General features: G+C 65.1%; 16 protein-coding genes. 3 read left to right on the top strand and 13 right to left on the bottom strand.

Translation table 11 applies throughout. The annotated features are described in order from the left end of the window. Positions 1–8 precede the first annotated feature (8 nt). Positions 9–1,004: a substrate-binding domain-containing protein gene (locus tag ARTH_RS04265; protein WP_198011532.1), complete on the bottom strand. Its 996-nt coding sequence runs from the start codon at positions 1,002–1,004 to the stop codon at positions 9–11. Between the two features lie 249 nt (positions 1,005–1,253). Further along, positions 1,254–2,477 (bottom strand): MFS transporter, encoded by a 1,224-nt coding sequence (locus ARTH_RS04260; protein ID WP_011690694.1) that lies wholly within the window; start codon positions 2,475–2,477, stop codon positions 1,254–1,256. Between the two features lie 164 nt (positions 2,478–2,641). Between ARTH_RS04260 and ARTH_RS04255 the strand changes: the two genes are divergently transcribed. Next, positions 2,642–3,091: a MarR family winged helix-turn-helix transcriptional regulator gene (locus ARTH_RS04255; protein ID WP_011690693.1), complete on the top strand. Its 450-nt coding sequence runs from the start codon at positions 2,642–2,644 to the stop codon at positions 3,089–3,091. A gap of 67 nt (positions 3,092–3,158) precedes the next feature. Here the strand turns inward: ARTH_RS04255 and ARTH_RS04250 are convergent, their stop codons facing one another. The 9 genes from ARTH_RS04250 to ARTH_RS04210 form a co-directional block, all read right to left on the bottom strand. Then, entirely contained in the window at positions 3,159–4,616 is a 1,458-nt protein-coding gene (locus ARTH_RS04250) for a sugar porter family MFS transporter (protein ID WP_011690692.1), read from the bottom strand. A 10-nt stretch (positions 4,617–4,626) separates the two neighbouring features. Beyond that, positions 4,627–5,499 carry a sugar phosphate isomerase/epimerase family protein gene (locus ARTH_RS04245; RefSeq protein ID WP_011690691.1) on the bottom strand — a complete coding sequence of 291 codons (873 nt, stop codon included), beginning with the start codon at positions 5,497–5,499 and terminating at the stop codon, positions 4,627–4,629. A 42-nt stretch (positions 5,500–5,541) separates the two neighbouring features. Beyond that, positions 5,542–6,555 (bottom strand): Gfo/Idh/MocA family protein, encoded by a 1,014-nt coding sequence (locus ARTH_RS04240; RefSeq protein ID WP_011690690.1) that lies wholly within the window; start codon positions 6,553–6,555, stop codon positions 5,542–5,544. 36 nt (positions 6,556–6,591) lie between these two features. After that, positions 6,592–7,503 carry a sugar phosphate isomerase/epimerase family protein gene (locus tag ARTH_RS04235; protein WP_011690689.1) on the bottom strand — a complete coding sequence of 304 codons (912 nt, stop codon included), beginning with the start codon at positions 7,501–7,503 and terminating at the stop codon, positions 6,592–6,594. A 78-nt stretch (positions 7,504–7,581) separates the two neighbouring features. Beyond that, positions 7,582–9,093 carry a CoA-acylating methylmalonate-semialdehyde dehydrogenase gene (locus tag ARTH_RS04230; RefSeq protein ID WP_011690688.1) on the bottom strand — a complete coding sequence of 504 codons (1,512 nt, stop codon included), beginning with the start codon at positions 9,091–9,093 and terminating at the stop codon, positions 7,582–7,584. 22 nt (positions 9,094–9,115) lie between these two features. Beyond that, positions 9,116–11,044 (bottom strand): 3D-(3,5/4)-trihydroxycyclohexane-1,2-dione acylhydrolase (decyclizing), encoded by a 1,929-nt coding sequence (iolD, locus tag ARTH_RS04225; RefSeq protein WP_043429412.1) that lies wholly within the window; start codon positions 11,042–11,044, stop codon positions 9,116–9,118. 42 nt (positions 11,045–11,086) lie between these two features. Further along, positions 11,087–12,073 (bottom strand): Cgl0159 family (beta/alpha)8-fold protein, encoded by a 987-nt coding sequence (locus ARTH_RS04220; RefSeq protein ID WP_011690686.1) that lies wholly within the window; start codon positions 12,071–12,073, stop codon positions 11,087–11,089. Then, on the bottom strand, positions 12,070–13,071 hold the full coding sequence (gene iolC / locus ARTH_RS04215; protein WP_043430332.1) for a 5-dehydro-2-deoxygluconokinase: 1,002 nt from the start codon (positions 13,069–13,071) through the stop codon (positions 12,070–12,072). Before iolC ends, ARTH_RS04220 begins: the two co-directional genes overlap by 4 nt. Positions 13,072–13,332: 261 nt before the next feature. Beyond that, the gene (locus tag ARTH_RS04210) at positions 13,333–13,560 is read right to left on the bottom strand and encodes a tautomerase family protein (RefSeq protein ID WP_011690684.1); all 228 of its coding nucleotides are present in this window, start codon (positions 13,558–13,560) and stop codon (positions 13,333–13,335) included. Between the two features lie 179 nt (positions 13,561–13,739). On the opposite strand from ARTH_RS04210, the gene ARTH_RS04205 reads away from it, so the two are divergent. Together ARTH_RS04205 and ARTH_RS04200 are read left to right on the top strand one after the other, a co-directional pair. After that, entirely contained in the window at positions 13,740–14,102 is a 363-nt protein-coding gene (locus ARTH_RS04205; protein ID WP_043429409.1) for an ArsR/SmtB family transcription factor, read from the top strand. Further along, complete coding sequence (locus tag ARTH_RS04200; protein ID WP_011690682.1) at positions 14,099–14,581, top strand: SRPBCC family protein; 483 nt, start codon at positions 14,099–14,101, stop codon at positions 14,579–14,581. Before ARTH_RS04205 ends, ARTH_RS04200 begins: the two co-directional genes overlap by 4 nt. A gap of 141 nt (positions 14,582–14,722) precedes the next feature. Here ARTH_RS04200 and sucD read toward each other — a convergent pair whose 3' ends face one another. Together sucD and sucC are read right to left on the bottom strand one after the other, a co-directional pair. Continuing rightward, a complete protein-coding gene (sucD, locus tag ARTH_RS04195; protein WP_011690681.1) occupies positions 14,723–15,625 on the bottom strand; it encodes a succinate--CoA ligase subunit alpha in 903 nt (300 codons plus the stop codon). Between the two features lie 10 nt (positions 15,626–15,635). After that, the gene (gene sucC, locus ARTH_RS04190; RefSeq protein WP_011690680.1) at positions 15,636–16,805 is read right to left on the bottom strand and encodes an ADP-forming succinate--CoA ligase subunit beta; all 1,170 of its coding nucleotides are present in this window, start codon (positions 16,803–16,805) and stop codon (positions 15,636–15,638) included. Positions 16,806–16,962: the final 157 nt, after the last annotated feature.

Genomic DNA, 16,962 nt, shown 5'->3' with positions numbered 1-16,962 from the left:
GCGGGCTGTTAGCGGATACCCTGCTCGGCGAACTTCAGGACATCGGCCGCATTTGACTTGTCGACGATCGCGGGGCCGGTCAGGACGGGCTGGCCGCCACCGATACTGAAGCCGCCGCGCTTGTTCTGCCACAGCGCGTCGACTGCGCCGTATCCCTGCAGCCACGGCTGCTGGTCCACGGTGAACAGAACTGCACCATCCACAATCTTCCGGGAGAGATCCGCGTTCAGGTCGAAACTTGCCACCTTGGCCGAACTGCCCGCGTCAGTGACCGATTTGAGGAGCGTCAGCGTGATGGGAGCCCCGAGGCCGATGATGACGTCGGCCTCCTTGGAAGCCTGGAGCTTGGCGGTCGCGGTGGACTGGACGGAGGTCATGTCCTTGCCGTCAACGTAAAGGATCTCCGTTCCGGGCACCTTCGCCTTGACACCAGCGCACCGTGCTTCAAGTCCGACGTGCCCCTGTTCCTGTATCACGCAGATCGGATGCTTGAATCCGTCCGCGGCGAGCTTGGTGCCCACGGCCTGACCGGCGAGCTGCTCGTTGGAGCCGAAGTGCGTAAACGCTCCCAGCTGCGCCGAGACACCCTCGCCGGCATTGAGGCTCACAATCGGGATGCCCGCGTCGGCGGCCTTCTTCAGGACATCTTTGAGGGCTTCGGGCTTGGCGAGCGTGACCGCGATGCCGTCGACCTTCTGATCTATTGCCTGCTGGATGAGCTGAGCCTGACGCCCGGCTTCGGGGTCGGACGTGTAGAGGAGTTCAACGTTGTCCTTCGCCGACGCTTCCTCGGCACCCTTGCGGACGATGTCCCAGAAGGTATCACCCGCGGCCGCGTGGGTAATGAGAGCCACCTTGATGCGGTCCGTGCTTGCGGCCTGGCCACCACCTGCGCCGCCACCCGTCTCGGCGGGCTTTCCTCCGGTGCTTGAACACGCGCTCAACGCCATCATCGGCACTACCACCGCAACAAGGGCTGCCTTGCGCCAGGAAAAATTAGCCACCTGAATCTCCTTTGATCTCAGTTTCCGGGCTGCCACTCTGCAGCCGCCGGAGCACTGTCTACCTCGATCATGGTGATTGGGCCCACTAATGTCAATAGTTTGTCCTGACATTAGGATGTTTTAACCTGAAATCGCATATATTGGCATGGAAATGCCGGGGGTGACGGGCAATTCCGTCACCCCCGGCAGTCCAATGCGAGAGCCCCAGGCCGCGCCGGCAAGGTTGGCGGCGAGGGTCACCGTGGATGCCTAAACGCCGACGGGCGCCCCGGCAGCAGCAGGCGCGGCGGCCGCCGTCGTACGATTTTGATCCTGCCGCTTGGCTTTCGCCGCGGCGAAGGCCATCACACCGAGGCCCAGAAGCGTGATCCCCGCACCGGCCCAGATCGGCGAGGTGTAGCCCAGGCCTGCAGTGATGGTCACGCCGCCGAGCCAGGCGCCGAGGGCGTTGCCGACGTTGAAGGCGCCGATGTTGGCGCCGGAGGCCAAAGTGGGCGCACTACTGGCATACTTCATGACGCGCATCTGGAGCCCCGGGACAGTGGCGAAGCCAAAGCCGCCCATCAGGACCATGGAGGCGATGGTGAGGGGCTGGTTGCCGGCAGCCAGGGCGAAGGCCACCAGGATCACCACCAGCGCGGCAAGGACAACCAGCAGCGTGCGGTCCACGTTCCGGTCGGCCGCCTTCCCGCCCACAGTGTTTCCGATGAACAGCCCGACGCCGAAGAGGATCAGGAGCCAGGGCACGGTGGAGGCCGCGAAGCCGGTGACCTCGGTGAGGGTGTAGGCGATGTAGGTGAAGGCGCCGAACATGCCGCCGTAGCCGAGGATGGTGACAAGGATGGACAGCCACACCTGGCCGGACCGGAAGGCCCGCAGCTCGCCGCGGAGCCCGCCGGAGGCAGCCTGGGCGGCAGCGCGGCCGGGGCCGGTACGGGGCACCAGGGTCAGGATGCCCGCCAGCGCAAGGACACCGATGCCCGTGATGGCCCAGAAGGTGGAGCGCCAGCCGGCGGCCTGGCCGAGCATGGTGCCAAACGGGACGCCGAGGACGTTGGCAGCAGTAAGGCCGGTGAACATGATGGCGATGGCGCCGGCCTTCTTGGTGGGGGCCACCATGTCCGCGGCAACAACCGCCCCAATGCTAAAGAACGCGCCGTGGGCCAGGGCGGCCACAATCCGGCCGATCATCATCATGGAGTAGTCGGGGGCGATGGCGGAGACCAGGTTGCCGGCAATGAACAGCACCAGCAGGACGGCCAGGACCGGCTTGCGTTCGAAGCGCGTTACGGCTGCGGTGAGCAGCAGGGCGCCGACGACGACGGCGAGCGCGTAGCCGGAGATCAGCCAGCCGGCCGTCGCCTCGCTGACACTGAAGTCAGCGGCAACCTCGGGCAGCAGGCCCATGATCACGAACTCGGTGAGTCCGATACCGAACCCGCCGAGGGCTAGGGCTAACAGGCCAATGGGCATGGCGGAGCTCCTTCAAAACTGTACTGAATAGGGTAGGGCGCGTAAGCTAATAGTTGCAGACGCGTTATTTATTGTTGCACAAGCAGATACCACGCGCAAGCAACTATTATTTGTTATGCCCCCACTACTGTCCGCGGGGTACACGATTCGAAGGGAAGTACACGATGGGCATCAAGGACGACGCCGTTGAAGTCCGCGCGCAGGGATGGCGGACCCTCGCGGCCCTGCACGGCCTGATCGAGTCGGAGCTGGAACGCTCGCTCCAGGCCGAAGCCCAGCTGTCAGTCGTCGAGTACACGGTGCTCGACGCCCTGAGCCGGCAGGACGGTTGGCACATGCGCATGCAGCAACTGGCCCGTGCCACCGCGCTGAGCGCCAGCGCCACCACGAGGCTGGTGAACAGGCTCGAGGACCGCGGCCTGCTCACGCGTATCCTCTGCGCGGACGACCGCCGCGGCATCTACACCGAACTGACAGAGAGCGGCATCAGGCTGCTCGAGGAGGCGCGGCCCACCCACGACGCCACGCTGGAACGGGCCCTGGCCGAGGCGCAGGAGATCCCGGAGCTTGCCCCGCTGGTGGACGCGCTGCCGAAGCTCCACGCCCACGCGTAGGCACACAAGGCAAAAGCCCCGCGCCGCGCTGAAGCGCGCCCGCGGGGCTTTCCTGCTGTAGGGACGCCTACTTCACTGCGGCAGCGTTTTTGAAGAAGTGCTCCAGGTCCTCAAGGCTCTTGTCCTTGGTCTCCGGGACCACACGTTTCACCCACACGATGGCCGCCAGCTGGATGGCTACGAAGATGAAGAACGTCGTTGAAACACCGATCGAGGCCACCATCTGCGGAAAGGAGAATCCGATCAGGAAGTTGATCATCCACAGCACGAACACACAGATCCCCATGCCGGTGCCGCGGACATGCAGCGGGAAGATTTCGGACATCGTCAGCCACGTCACCGTGCCGATGCAGGACTGCATGGAAGCCAGGAACGTCACCATGAACAGCAGCACCAGATAGCCGCGGGCGATGCCTTCCGGGACCAGCATGGAAATCAGGCCAATGGCCAGCAGCGAAGATGCCGTGCCTACCAGGCCCACGATCAGCATGGACTTCCGGCGCACCTTCGTCATTAGGGACATTCCGACAATGACGGCGACCACGGAGGTGATGCCGTTGACGACATTGGCCAGCAGGGCGCCCTGGTCCCCGAAGCCTGAACTGGAGAGGATCGAGGTTCCGTAGTACATGATGGCGTTGACGCCGCTGATCTGGTTGATGACCGCCATGCCCAGGCCCACCACGAAGATCCTGCGGATCCATGGCACGGTGAGGTCCCGGAACGTTCCAAGCTTGGATTGGTAGTCTTCCCGGGCCGCCTGCCGCACCTCATCGAATTCCGTGGAAACATCGGCCGGGGCACGCGTCTTGCGCAGCACTTCGAGGACCTCGCCGAAGCGTCCGGCCGAGGCCAGCCAGCGGGGGCTTTCGGGCAGGACCAACATGCCGAACCAGAGAACGACGGCGGGGAGCGTGGCGATCACCAGCATCCAGCGCCACACATGGGACGCCTCGGGGAAGGCGTTGCCCAGGACAGCATTGAACGTGAACGCCAGGAACTGTCCCGTGACGATCATGAGCTCATTCTGCGTGACGATCCGCCCGCGCTGGGCTGCCGGCGACATTTCCGCAAGATACACAGGAACGATCACCGACGCGCCGCCCACCGCAAGGCCCAGGACTGTCCGGGCTGCCACCAACAGCTCCGTCGTGGGTGCCATGGAACAAGCCATCGTAGAGAGCGCGAATATGATTGCAAGCGCCATGATCGTCCTGCGGCGGCCGAAACGGTCGGACAACCGGCCGGCAGTGATGGCACCAAAGGCCGCGCCGAACAGCAGGGTGGACGTGACCAGGCCTTCAGTCAGCGGCGTCAGCCCGAGATCGCGCTGCATGAACGGCAGGGCACCGTTGATCACACCGGTGTCGTAGCCGAAGAGCAGGCCGCCGAACGTCGAGAACAGGGCCACCCGCCGCATGAATCCCCTGGGATTGGGAGCCGCTGCCGCAGAACCTGCCGCGCCATCGCCTCCGGCCAGTGACCGGGTCGAAGTACCGGGGAGTGTTTTTTCTGTTTGCTTCATAGGGCGGCCGTCACCGGGCTGTCGCGATGTAGTTGTTCATTGTGACCAGCTGGTAACGGGAAACCTCCGCGGCGTTCTCGTCTTCAGCGAAGACGCTGGACACCATCACGGTGTCTTCACGGTCCAGGAAGCCGATTTCCTGCAGGCCGCCGAAGAATTCCTCCCAGTTGACGTCACCGTCGCCGATTTTCAGGTGCTGGTGCACGCGGACCGGGTTCCCGGGCGGGTTGGTGATGTAGCGCAGGCCGTGCGAAGCGTGGTGGTTCATGGTGTCTGCCACGTGGACCAGCCGGAGCTTGTCCCCCGCAGCGCGCATGATGTCCAGCGGCGCGTTCTTCATGTGGAAGCTGTGCGAGGCCACGTAGACCAGGCCCACGTTCTTGGAATTCAGGCCGCGGATGACGCGGATGGCAGCCAGGCCTTCCTCCACGAAGTCGTCCGGGTGCGGATCGATCAGGAGGTCCAGGCCTTCGCGTTCGATGATGGGCAGCAGCTCCTCCATCGAACGGTAGAAGGCGCGCTCTGATTCCTCGGCCTTCTCCGGGCGTCCGCTGAATTCGGTGTTGATAGTGCTGACGCCCAGGTCCACGGTGATCTGGATGACGCGCTTCCAGTAGCGGACGGCGGCTTCGCGGGCATCCTCGTCCGGCCCGGACCAGCGGAGCACAGGCAGGACCGAGGCGATCTCGATCCCCACGTCCTTGCATGCCTTGTTGAGCTGGCCCACCAGTTCGTCGTCGGCCTTGGGGTGGTTGTAGAACGGGATGAAGTCGGCGTGCGGGGTCATCTGCATGTACTTGTAGCCGAGGTCCGCCACCACCCGGGGAAATTCGAGCAGGGTGTGCGAGTGGTGGAACGGCGTTGGATCAAGTGCGATTTTCACGGGGAACACTCCATGGTGGGTGAGTCAGTTGTCGAAACGGGCTCAGCTGTAGAGGGCCGGCCTGGCGTTCAGCTTCACGGCCACCTTCTCACCGTTCTTCTGTGCTTCCACGCCGGCTTCACAGCATGCCGCGGTGGCGTAGCCGTCCCAGGCGGTGGGGCCGCCGATTTCGCCGCGGAGTGCCGCGTCCACCCAGGACTGGATCTCGACGTCGTATGCCGCGCCGAAGCGCTCTTCGAAACCGGGGGTGACATTACCGCCCCAGCGGCCGGCGGCGCGGGTGTAAGGGCCCTTGTCGCCGCCGATGCTGACGATGCCGTCTTCGAAGGATGCCTGCGTGGCCACCTCATAGCCGAACTTGGCGTTGACGAAGATCTCCACGTCCGCCAGGACGCCTGACTCGGTTTCCACCAGGACGTGCTGGGGATCGTGCTGGCCGGCCGGGGCGTTCTTCGTGGCCTTGCCCAGGCGGACCTGGACGCTGGTGATTTCCTCGCCGGTGAAGAACCTGATGGCGTCGAACTCGTGCACCACCGAATCGTTGATCAGCATCTCGTTGGTGAAGCCAGGGGGCGTGGTGGGGTTGCGGTGCTGGTGGTGCAGCATCAGCAATTCACCCAGCTCGTGGTCGCGGATGACCTGCCCCAGGGCGGCGTACTCGGCGTCGAAGCGGCGCATGAAGCCCACCTGGATGCGCTTGTGGCCCAGCTTTTCCTCGGCCTGGACGATCTTCCATGCTGATTCGGCGTCGGGGGTGAGCGGCTTCTCGCAGAGGATCGGGATGTCCCTGGCGAGGGCCTTGAGCAGGATGTCCTCGTGCAGGAAGCCTGGTGTGGCGATCAGGACGGCGTTGACGTCCCCGTTGTTCAGCGCCTCGTCGGCATCGGCCAGGGCCACTGCGCCCGGGATGCCTTCGACGGCCGCCTGTGCGCGGGCAAGATCAACGTCGACGACGGCGGCAACTTCAGCGCCGTGGATCCGCTTGCTGAGGCGCTGGATGTGGTCAGCGCCCATGCGGCCGGCGCCGATGACGGCGACGCGAAGGGTTTCAGTCATTGTTCTTTCCTTACGTTTCGAGTGCCTGGGCGGCTGTTAGTTGACTGCCGTGCGGGAACCGCAGGACAGCAGGTAATTGCGGGTGCGCTTGGCGATGGGCATGGGGACGTCAAAGGCCACCGGATACATGTCCTGTTCCACGATGCCGAAGATAGGGCGGTTCAGCGCCTCCACCGCTTCGATGACGGCGCGCAGGTCCGGCAGCCCGTTCGGCGGCTCGGTCATGACGCCGGCCAGGTTGGCTGCCGCCCAGGTCATGTTTTCCTCGTTGACCTTCTTGAGGATGTCCGGGTTGATCTGCTTCAGGTGCAGGTAGCCGATGCGGTCCGGGTAGTTCTTGATGAGTTCAAGGCTGGAGGCTCCGCAGTATTCGGCGTGGCCGGTGTCCAGGCAGAGGTTCAGGTACTTGGAGTCCGTGGCCGCCAGAAGGCTTTCGATATCCTCCTGGGCTCCGACGTGGGAATCGGCGTGGGAGTGGAACTGCTGCTTGAGGCCGAAGTCCTCCAGCAGGGTCTTGCCCAGCCGGTTGTGGCCGGCGAACAGATCGCTCCAGGCCTTCTCGGTCAGCTGGCCGCTTTCCACTGCTTCGCCGGTGACGTCGTCGCGCCACATGGCCGGGATGACAACGATGTGTTCGCCGCCCATGGCCGCCGTGAGCTCGGCGACCTTGCGTGCCGGCTCCCAGGCGGTCTCCCACTCGTCCAGTCCGCGGTGGAACGCGGTGAAGACCGTTCCCGCGGTGACTTTCAGGTCGCGCTGCTTGAGCTCCTCGGCCAGCCGCGCAGGGTTGTTCGGCAGGTAGCCGTAGGGGCCAAGTTCGATCCACTTGTAGCCGGACTCGGCCACCTCATCGAGGAACCGCTCCCACGGGGTCTGCTTGGGGTCATCAGCGAACCAGACGCCCCAGGAGTCCGGCGCGGTGCCGATGATCAGTTTGTTCTCAGTCATGACAGCAATGTCTTTCTGCTGGGCCCACGCCGCCAGGGTTACCTGGCCGAGCTTGCGAGGCGGGGGCGGCGGTGCGGACTAGTTGGACGGGAAGTTGTAGGAGGCACCCGAGGCGTGGGTGGGCTCGGGCCAGCGTGAGGTAACTACCTTGCCACGGGTGTAGAAGGAGACGCCTTCCGGGCCGTAGATGTGCTTGTCACCGAACAGGGAGGCCTTCCAGCCGCCGAAGGAGTGGTAGGCCACGGGAACGGGCAGCGGCACGTTGATGCCGATCATGCCCACGGTCACGGAGCGCTGGAACTTGCGGGCGTTGGCGCCGGAGGAGGTGAAGATCGCGGTGCCGTTGCCGTACGGGTTCGAGTTGATCAGGGCGATGCCTGCCTCCAGGTCCTCCACCCGGACGACGACGAGGACCGGTCCGAAGATTTCCTCGGTGTAGGCGGTCATTTCGGTCTTGACGTGGTCCAGTACGGTGGGGCCCACCCAGAAGCCTTCCTCGTGGCCGGGGACCACCAGGTCGCGACCGTCCACCACCATCGCGGCGCCCGCGGCTTCTGCTTCGGTGACGATCCTGACGATGCGTTCCTTGGAGGCGGGCGTAATGACCGGGCCCATTTCGGCGTCGGGTGCGGTGCCGTTGTTGACCTTGACGGCGAGGGCGCGCTCTTCGACTTTTTTGACCAGCAGTTCGGCGGCATCGCCGACGGCGACGGCAACGGAGATGGCCATGCAGCGTTCGCCGGCGGAACCGAAGGCGGCAGCAGCGAGGTGGTCGGCGGCGTTGTCCAGGTCGGCGTCGGGCATCACGATGGCGTGGTTCTTCGCACCGCCCAGGGCCTGGACGCGCTTGCCGTGCTTGGTGGCGGTCTCGTGGACGTACTGGGCGATCGGGGTGGAGCCGACGAAGGAGATGCCGTCCACGTCCGGGTGGGTCAGGAGGCCGTCCACGGTTTCCTTGTCGCCGTGCAGGACCTGGAAGACGCCGTCGGGAAGGCCTGCCTCCTTCCACAGCTTGGCCAGCAGCATCGAGGCGGACGGGTCGCGCTCGGAGGGCTTGAGGATGAAGGCGTTGCCGGTGGCGATGGCCATCGGCGCCATCCACAGCGGGACCATGACAGGAAAGTTGAACGGCGTGATGCCGGCGACGACGCCGAGCGGCTCGCGGAAGGAGAAGACGTCGATGCCGGTGGAGACCTGGTCCGAGTAGTCGCCCTTGAGCAGGGTGGGGATCCCGCAGGCGAATTCAATGACTTCGAGGCCGCGGCCGATCTCGCCCTTGGCATCGGAGAGGACCTTGCCGTGTTCGGCGGTGATCAGCTCGGCGAGGTCGTCCACGTGGGCTGCGACGAGTTCGCGGAACTTGAACAGCACCGCGGTGCGCTTGGCCAGGGAGATGTCTCCCCAGCTGTCGGCGGCTTTGCGGGCGGCGGCAACGGTGGCGTCCAGGTCCGCCCGGCTGGCCAGCCGCAGCTCTGCGGAGACGGCGCCGGTGGCGGGGTTGTAAACGGGCTGGGTCCGGTCGCCTTCGCCGGCGGCCTCGGCCCCGTTGATGAAGTGGTTGATGGTGGTGGTGACGGTCGTCGTTGACATGGGGGTGGACTTCCTTGGTCTGTTAGCCGAGCAGCTTGCGCTGGCGGTTTTTGTGGTCGGTGTAGGCCTGGAATGCCTGCCTCGTGGATTCGAGCTCGGAGACCTGGGAGACGGGAACGTCCCACCATGATTCGGAGCTCGGGGCGTCCAGCAGGGGGTCGGATTCGACATGGATCAGGATGGGCCCGCCGCGCTCGGGGGCGGCTTTGGCGTCCCTGATGGCCTGTTCGAGTTCGGCGATGACCTTCTCCCCCGGTTCGATCCGGATCACTTTCACGCCCAGGCTTTGCGCGTTCAGGGCGAGGTCCACCGGAAGGGTTTCGCCTTCGTCGAAGCTGTGGTGGTCTCCGTCGAGGGCGCGGTACTTGGTGCCGAAGCGCTGTGAGCCGAGGGACTCGGAGAGCGAGCCGATCGAGGCGTAGCCGTGGTTCTGGATCAGGACCACGATCAGCTTGATCCGTTCGGCGACGGCGGTGACCAGCTCGGTGTGCATCATGAGGTACGAACCGTCCCCCACCATCACGACGACGTCGCGCTCCGCCCCGCCCCGCGCGGCTTCCGCCAGCGCAGCGCGCTTGACGCCGAGCCCGCCCGGGATTTCGTAGCCCATGCAGGAGTAGGCGTATTCCACGTGGTAGCCGAAGGGGTCCCGGACGCGCCACATCTTGTGCAGATCACCGGGCAGGGACCCGGCGGCGCAGACGACGACGTCCTGGGCGTCCATGGCCCGGGACGTGGCGCCGATGATTTCGTTCTGGGCCGGCAGCGGAGTGAAGCGGGTGTCGAACGCTTCGTCCACGGTGGCATCCCAGCGCTTCTTCTCGGCCGCGATCTGCTGTTCCAGGTCGGCGCCCACGCGGTAGCCGCCGAGTGCTTGGTTCAGCTTCACCAGTGCCTTGCGCGCATCCGCGACGATCGGCAGCGACGTGCCGTGCTTATACGCATCCATGGCGGCTACGTTGATGTTGATGAACTTCACATCCGGGTTCTGGAACGCGGTCCGCGAGGCGGTGGTGAAGTCCTCGTAGCGGGTGCCGATGCCGATGATCAGGTCCGCTTCGGCTGCAAGGGCATTTGCCGCCGTCGTGCCCGTGGAGCCGATCGCGCCGAGGGACAACTTGTGGTCCCAGGGCAGGACGCCCACCCCGGCCTGGGTGTTGCCCACCGGGATGCCGGTGAGTTCCACGAACCTGGCCAGTTCGTCGTTGGCGTAGGCGTAGAGGACGCCGCCGCCGGCGATGATCAGCGGGCGTTTCGCGGCGCGGATGGCTTCGGCGGCACGGCGGATGTCCTCGTCGTCCGCGTCCGGGCGGCGGATCCGCCACTCGCGTTCGGCCAGGAACTCCTCGGGCACGTCTAAGGCTTCGGCCTGGACATCCTGCGGCAGGGAGATGGTGACAGCGCCGGTTTCGGCCGGATCCGTCAGTACGCGCAGTCCGTGGTGGAACGCGGAGAACAGCTGCTCGGGCCGGTTGACGCGGTCGAAGAACTTGGACAGCGGACGGAAGGCGTCATTGACGGTGATGTCGTACGCGTAGGGCTGTTCGAGCTGCTGCAGCACCGGATCCGCAGCACGGGTGGCGAACGTGTCGCTGGGAAGCAGCAGGACCGGCAGGCGGTTGGTGGTGGCCAGCGCCGCCCCCGTGAGCAGGTTGGAGGAACCCGGCCCGATCGAGGTGCTGATCGCAAAGGTCTGCCGGCGGCGGGTGTGGCGCGCGTAGCCCACAGCCTGGTGCGCCTGCGCCTGCTCGTTGCGGCCCTGGTAGTACGGCATGATCGCCGGATCCAGCTGCTGGTACTGCTTGAGCGCCTGGCCCACTCCGGCAACGTTGCCGTGCCCGAAGATGCCGAACGTGCCGGGGATCAGGCGTTCGCGGTAATCCAGCCCGCCAACAGAATCAACGGTGTACTGCTTGGATAGATATTCGACGACGGCCTGGGCGACCGTCATCCGGCGGGTTCCTGCGGTTACAGTTCTCGTCCCCATGGGAGGCTACTCCGATACTTCTGCGGTGTGGGCTGATGCGGTGTGGGCTGATGCGGTGTGGTGGAGGAGGGAAGCGGCCGTGGCAACGGCGCCGGCCACGTCGCCGTCCTGCGGGTACAGGAGGGTCCGGCCGACGGTGAGGCCCTGCACGCCGGGAAGGGCCAGGGCGGCTTCCCAGCTGGCGAACACTTCCTCCTGGGTACCTTCCGGGTCTCCGCCCAGCAGCACGGTGGGCATGGTGGTGGCGGCCATGACGCGTTCCATTTCTGCCACCACGGGCAGCTTCATCCAGGTGTAGGCGCTCGTGGAGCCAAGGCCCTCGGCGATGGCCACGGACTTGATGACCGCGTCGGTGGACAGATCGTTGCGGACCTTGCCGTTGTGCCAGGCGGACAGGAACGGCTCCACCATGGCGATCAGCTTGCGTTCGGCCAGGGAGTCGATGGCCTTGGCCGTCGCTTCCAGCAGGGACACCGTGTCCGGGTCGCCCAGGCAGATACGGGTGAGCATCTTGCCGCCGTCGGCCCCCAATGCCTCCAGCGCAGCGGCGGTGTGGCCGGTGAAGCGGTCATCAAATTCGTTGACCAGGCCCGTGAGCCCGCCGCGGTTCATCGATCCGAAGATCAGCTTGCCGTCGAGTGCGCCCAGCAGCAGCAGGTCGTCCATGATGTCCGGGGAGGCGAGCACGCCGTCCACGTCAGGGTTGGCCAGTGCGATCTGCAGCCGGTCCAGCAACTGGCGGCGGTCGGCCATGGCCACGGGATCATTGCCGACGGCGAGGGCACCCCGGGCCGGGTGGTCCGCCGCCACGATGAAGTTCTGCCGGCCGTACTTGAGGCCGGGGTGCCGGCGCCGCGCTTTGGCGGCCCGGGCAACGGCGTCCGGATCCTCCAGGCGGATGGTGCTCAGGTGGGCGTAACGGCGGGGATCGTCGTCCACGCCCGCAGCGGCCGGAACAGCATCCGGATTGGCCCGGGAAACGTTGAGGGTCACAGCGCTGCTCCTTCGGTGGCAAACTGCCCGGGAGCCAGGCGGCCGCGCTCGGCCAGCAGCGAGGTGACCTCGTCCGGCGTCGGCATGGCGTCGGCGCAGGACAGGCGGGACGCGACGATCGCGCCGGCGGCGTTCGCGTAATCGAGGACCTCGGCGAGGCTCCAGCCGGAGAGCAGTCCGTGGCAGAACGCTCCGCCGAAGGCGTCCCCGGCGCCCAGGCCGTTGACGGTCTCCACCGGAACGGGGGCGGACACCACACGGTCGGTGCGGGTCTTGGCCATCACGCCTTCGGGGCCGAGCTTGACGACGGCGATTTCGACGCCCGCGGCCAGGAGCCGGTCCGCCTGCTCGTCGGGGGTCCCCTCGCCCACGGCTACAGCGCATTCCTTGTCGTTGCCGATGGCCACCGTGACATGCGGCAGGATCTTGGCCACCTGGGCACGGGCTTCCTCTTCCGAGGCCCAGAACATGGGGCGGTAGTCCAGGTCAAGGATGGTGTACTGGCCGTCCTTGAGCCCTTCACGCGGGCGGGCTTCGTGGGCCTTGATGTGCGCTTCGCGGCTGGGTTCCTGGCACAGTCCGGTAACCGTGGACCAGAAGATCCGAGCCTCCCGGATGGCGTCAAGGTCCAGTTCCTCAACCTTGATCTGCAGGTCCGGAGCCGTAGGGAAACGTCCGTAGAAGTAGAGCGGGAAATCCTCCGGCGGCTTGATCGCGCAGAACGTGACCGCGGTAGGCCATTCCTTCACCGACGTCACGAAGGTGTCGTCCACGTTGAACTTGCGCAGTTCACGGTGCAGGTATTTTCCGAAGGCGTCCTCGCCGGTGCGGGTGATCACTCCGGTCCGGCGGCCATGCCGGGCAGCAGCAACGGCCACGTTGGACGGTGATCCACCGAGGTACTTTCCGAAGGACGTGACGTCCTCCAGATCAACCCCGATGTCGTTCGGGTAGATATCAACGCTGATGCGCCCGATCGTGAGCAATTCGTGGGTCACGGTGATCGAGGACCTTTCTGGTTTGAACTCTGCACTTCTGAACAGACAGAGCTCCGGTTCCTGGCGGACCCCCGTGAGCGGGGCCACAACCACTACTTTGCCCTAGAATTATTGTCCTGTCAAAGGTTTGTACTGACATATTTACAACTTGGCATACCCGGGAAAATTTGTCCCATTGGGGCCTCAGGAAATCACCCTCAACCCGGAATCATTTCCGCGGAACCGCCAGCTCGCACTGCGCCCCCGAACCCGAACGACCAGTCACCGGCGGCATTTCTCCACATAACCGATGAATACATCCTCGCCGGACACCCCCAGCTCCGCATCCTGGGCAAAGATCTGCCCGCGGGGATGTTCCGCGATGATGTGGAAGTAGTCACGCTCCGGAATCCCGCACTCAGCCAGGACCGCATTATGGAGCCCCCGGCTGAGCCGGCGCAGGCCCTCGGGGCTGCGACCCTCATTGACGTCGATTCGCGCCAGCGGCACCTTAGCTCTTTCGATAGTTTGTCCTGACCTGCTAGCAAACTGTGAAACGCTCTAACGAGGTATCTCCCGGAAAGCCCCTTGCCGGCAGTCCAGGCCGGGAGTAGCCTTAAACAACCGAATGGTTGATAAACGAATTAATTGATCAGCAGCGGATGGCGGGACGGGGTGATAGGCGGGCCATGGATACCGGCGACGACGAACTGCTCGACGCGGCCTTCCTCGCCCTCGCCGACCCGGTTCGCCGCCGCATCATCGCCCGGCTCAGCCGCGGCCCGGCAACCGTAAACGAACTGGCGGAACCCTTCGCGATCACCAAACAGGCGGTCTCGAAGCACATCCAGGTCCTCGAGCAGGCGCAGCTGGTCACCCGCACGCGTGACGCCCAGCGTCGGCCCGTCCACCTGAACCCTGCACGGCTGGAGGCACTCACCGCATGGATCGACCAGTACCGGCTGGTCCGCGAGAGGCAGTTCCGCAGCCTCGACGCCGTGCTCCAATCAAACGCCGCCTCACGCGGCGCAGAGGCAAAGGACCCATCATGACCAACGCCCTGAAAGTCTCCGTTCCGGAGGGCCTGCCCTTCATTGACTTCGAGCGGGAGTTCGATTTCCCCGTGGCGGATGTCTTCCGCGCCCACAAGGAGCCCGAACTCGTCGCCCAGTGGCTTGGACCGCGAAGGCTGAAGATGGACGTGGACCACTACGACTTCCGGACCGGCGGGAGCTACCGTTACACGCACACCGCGCCCGACGGCGAAAGCTATGGCTTCAACGGCGTCTTCCACACTGTCCGGGAAAACGACTTCGCCATCCAGACTTTCGAATTCGACGGCTACCCGGACGTGGTCAGCATCGAGTTCCTGACCTTCGTGGACCTCGGCGGCGGGCGCACCCGGCTGACGGCCCACTCGGTCTATCCGAGCATGGAGGCCCGCGACGGCATGGCTACGTCCGGAATGGAAGGCGGACTGACTGAAGGCTATGAGCGGCTCGACGAGCTCCTCAGCGGCGCCAAAGTCTAGGCCGCAAACGTACGACGTCGACCGGCCACTTGCCCGGGGCGGGTGACCGACCGACGTCGGGCATTAACCAAAAAACGCGGGGCCACCCGGCCGTCCCGAAGGACGGCGGCGTGACCCCGCGTTGCGGTGCTGCTTAGTAGCCTAGAGGGTTGCGTAAACCTCGCGCAGCAGCTTGGCGGTCTCGGACGGCGTCTTGCCGACCTTGACGCCGGCAGCCTCGAGGGCTTCCTTCTTGGCCTGCGCAGTGCCCGCGGAACCCGAGACGATGGCGCCTGCGTGGCCCATGGTCTTGCCTTCCGGAGCGGTGAAGCCTGCGACGTAGCCGACAACCGGCTTCGTGACGTGGGCCTTGATGTAGTCCGCGGCGCGCTCTTCAGCGTCGCCGCCGATTTCGCCGATCATCACGATCGCCTTGGTCTCCGGGTCAGCTTCGAAGGCTTCGAGAGCATCGATGTGCGTGGTGCCGATGACGGGGTCGCCGCCGATGCCGATGGCGGTGGAGAAGCCAAGGTCGCGCAGTTCGTACATCATCTGGTAGGTCAGGGTGCCCGACTTGGAGACGAGGCCGATGGGGCCCTTGCCCGTGATGTTGGCCGGGGTGATGCCTACCAGGGCTTCGCCCGGGGTGATGATGCCGGGGCAGTTCGGTCCGATGATGCGGGTGACCTGCTTGCCGTTGGCGTCGACCTTGGACTGGGCCAGGGCCCAGAACTCGGCGGAGTCCTGGACCGGCACGCCTTCGGTGATGACGACGACCAGGCCGATGCCGGCCTCGATGGCTTCAACGACGGCATCCTTGGTGAAGGCCGGCGGCACGAAGACGATGGAGACGTCGGCGCCGGTCTCGGCCATGGCTTCCTTGACGGTGCCGAAAACGGTGATTTCATTATCGCCGTGCAGGACCGTGGTGCCGGCCTTGCGGGCGTTGACGCCGCCCACAATGTTGGTGCCGGCCTTGAGCATCAGGGCGGTGTGCTTGGTGCCTTCGCCGCCGGTGATGCCCTGGACGATGACCTTGGAGTCCTTGTTCAGATAGATAGACATGGTGCGTCCCTTACTTAGCTGCGTTGGCGAGCTCGGCGGCCTTGTCGGCGCCCTCGTCCATGGTGGCGGCCAGGGTAACCAGCGGGTGGTTGGCCTCGGCCAGGATGCGGCGGCCTTCCTCGACGTTGTTGCCGTCGAGGCGGACGACCAGCGGCTTGTTCGCGGAGTGGCCCAGCTCGGCCAATGCTCCGACGATGCCCTTGGCCACGGCGTCGCACGCGGTGATTCCGCCGAAGACGTTGACGAACACGGACTTGACCTGCTCGTCGCCCAGGATGACGTCCAGGCCGGCTGCCATGACCTCGGCGGAGGCTCCGCCGCCGATGTCCAGGAAGTTGGCCGGCTTGACGTTGCCGTGGTTTTCACCGGCGTAGGCAACGACGTCCAGGGTGGACATGACCAGACCGGCGCCGTTGCCGATGATGCCGACTTCGCCGTCCAGCTTGACGTAGTTCAGGTCCTGCGCCTTGGCCTTGGCCTCGAGCGGATCAGCAGCGTCCTTGTCTTCCAGGAGTGCGTGCTTGGCGTGCCGGAAGTCGGCGTTCTCGTCCAGGGTCACCTTGCCGTCAAGGGCAACGATGTCTCCGGCGCCGGTCTTGACGAGCGGGTTGACCTCCACCAGGGTGGCGTCTTCCTTCTTGAAAACGTCCCAGAGCTTCAGGATGACGTCGGCGACTTTGCCGCGCAGTTCCTCAGCGAAGCCGGCAGCGGCAACGATTTCGTCGGCCTTGGCCTGGTCGATTCCCACTGCGGGATCGATGGCGACCTTTGCCAGTGCGTCGGGGCGTTCGACGGCGAGCTGTTCGATTTCCATGCCGCCTTCAACCGAGCACATGGCCAGGTAGTTGCGGTTGGCCCGGTCCAGCAGAACGGAGAAGTAGTATTCCTCGGCGATGTCCGCGCCCTGGGCGATCATGACCTTGTTGACCGTGTGGCCCTTGATGTCCATGCCCAGGATGTTGGTGGAGTGCTCCAGCGCCTCGTCGGCGGTCTTTGCGACCTTAACGCCGCCGGCCTTGCCGCGGCCACCGACCTTAACCTGTGCCTTGACGACAGTTACGCCGCCGATCTTCTCGGCAGCTGCCTTTGCTTCTTCAGGGGTGTGCGCCACGATGCCAGCAAGCACGGGTACACCGTGCGCCTCGAACATATCGCGCGCCTGATATTCAAACAGGTCCACGGTTTAGTGTCCTTCTACGTCGAAGTAGTTTCTGTACAGCCGGACCCCACGTAATCGTGGTTACCGGGCTGCGGAATAAACGCACCCTGCGACTGGTTCGGAAACGAGCCACACGGCGCAATGCTCCTCTCGGAACTCTAGTCCTTTATGCGGACCG

Source organism: Arthrobacter sp. FB24, assembly GCF_000196235.1.
Classification (GTDB): domain Bacteria; phylum Actinomycetota; class Actinomycetes; order Actinomycetales; family Micrococcaceae; genus Arthrobacter.
The sequence above is the reverse complement of the archived record's forward strand: the minus strand, read 5'-3'. Positions and strand labels throughout refer to the sequence as shown.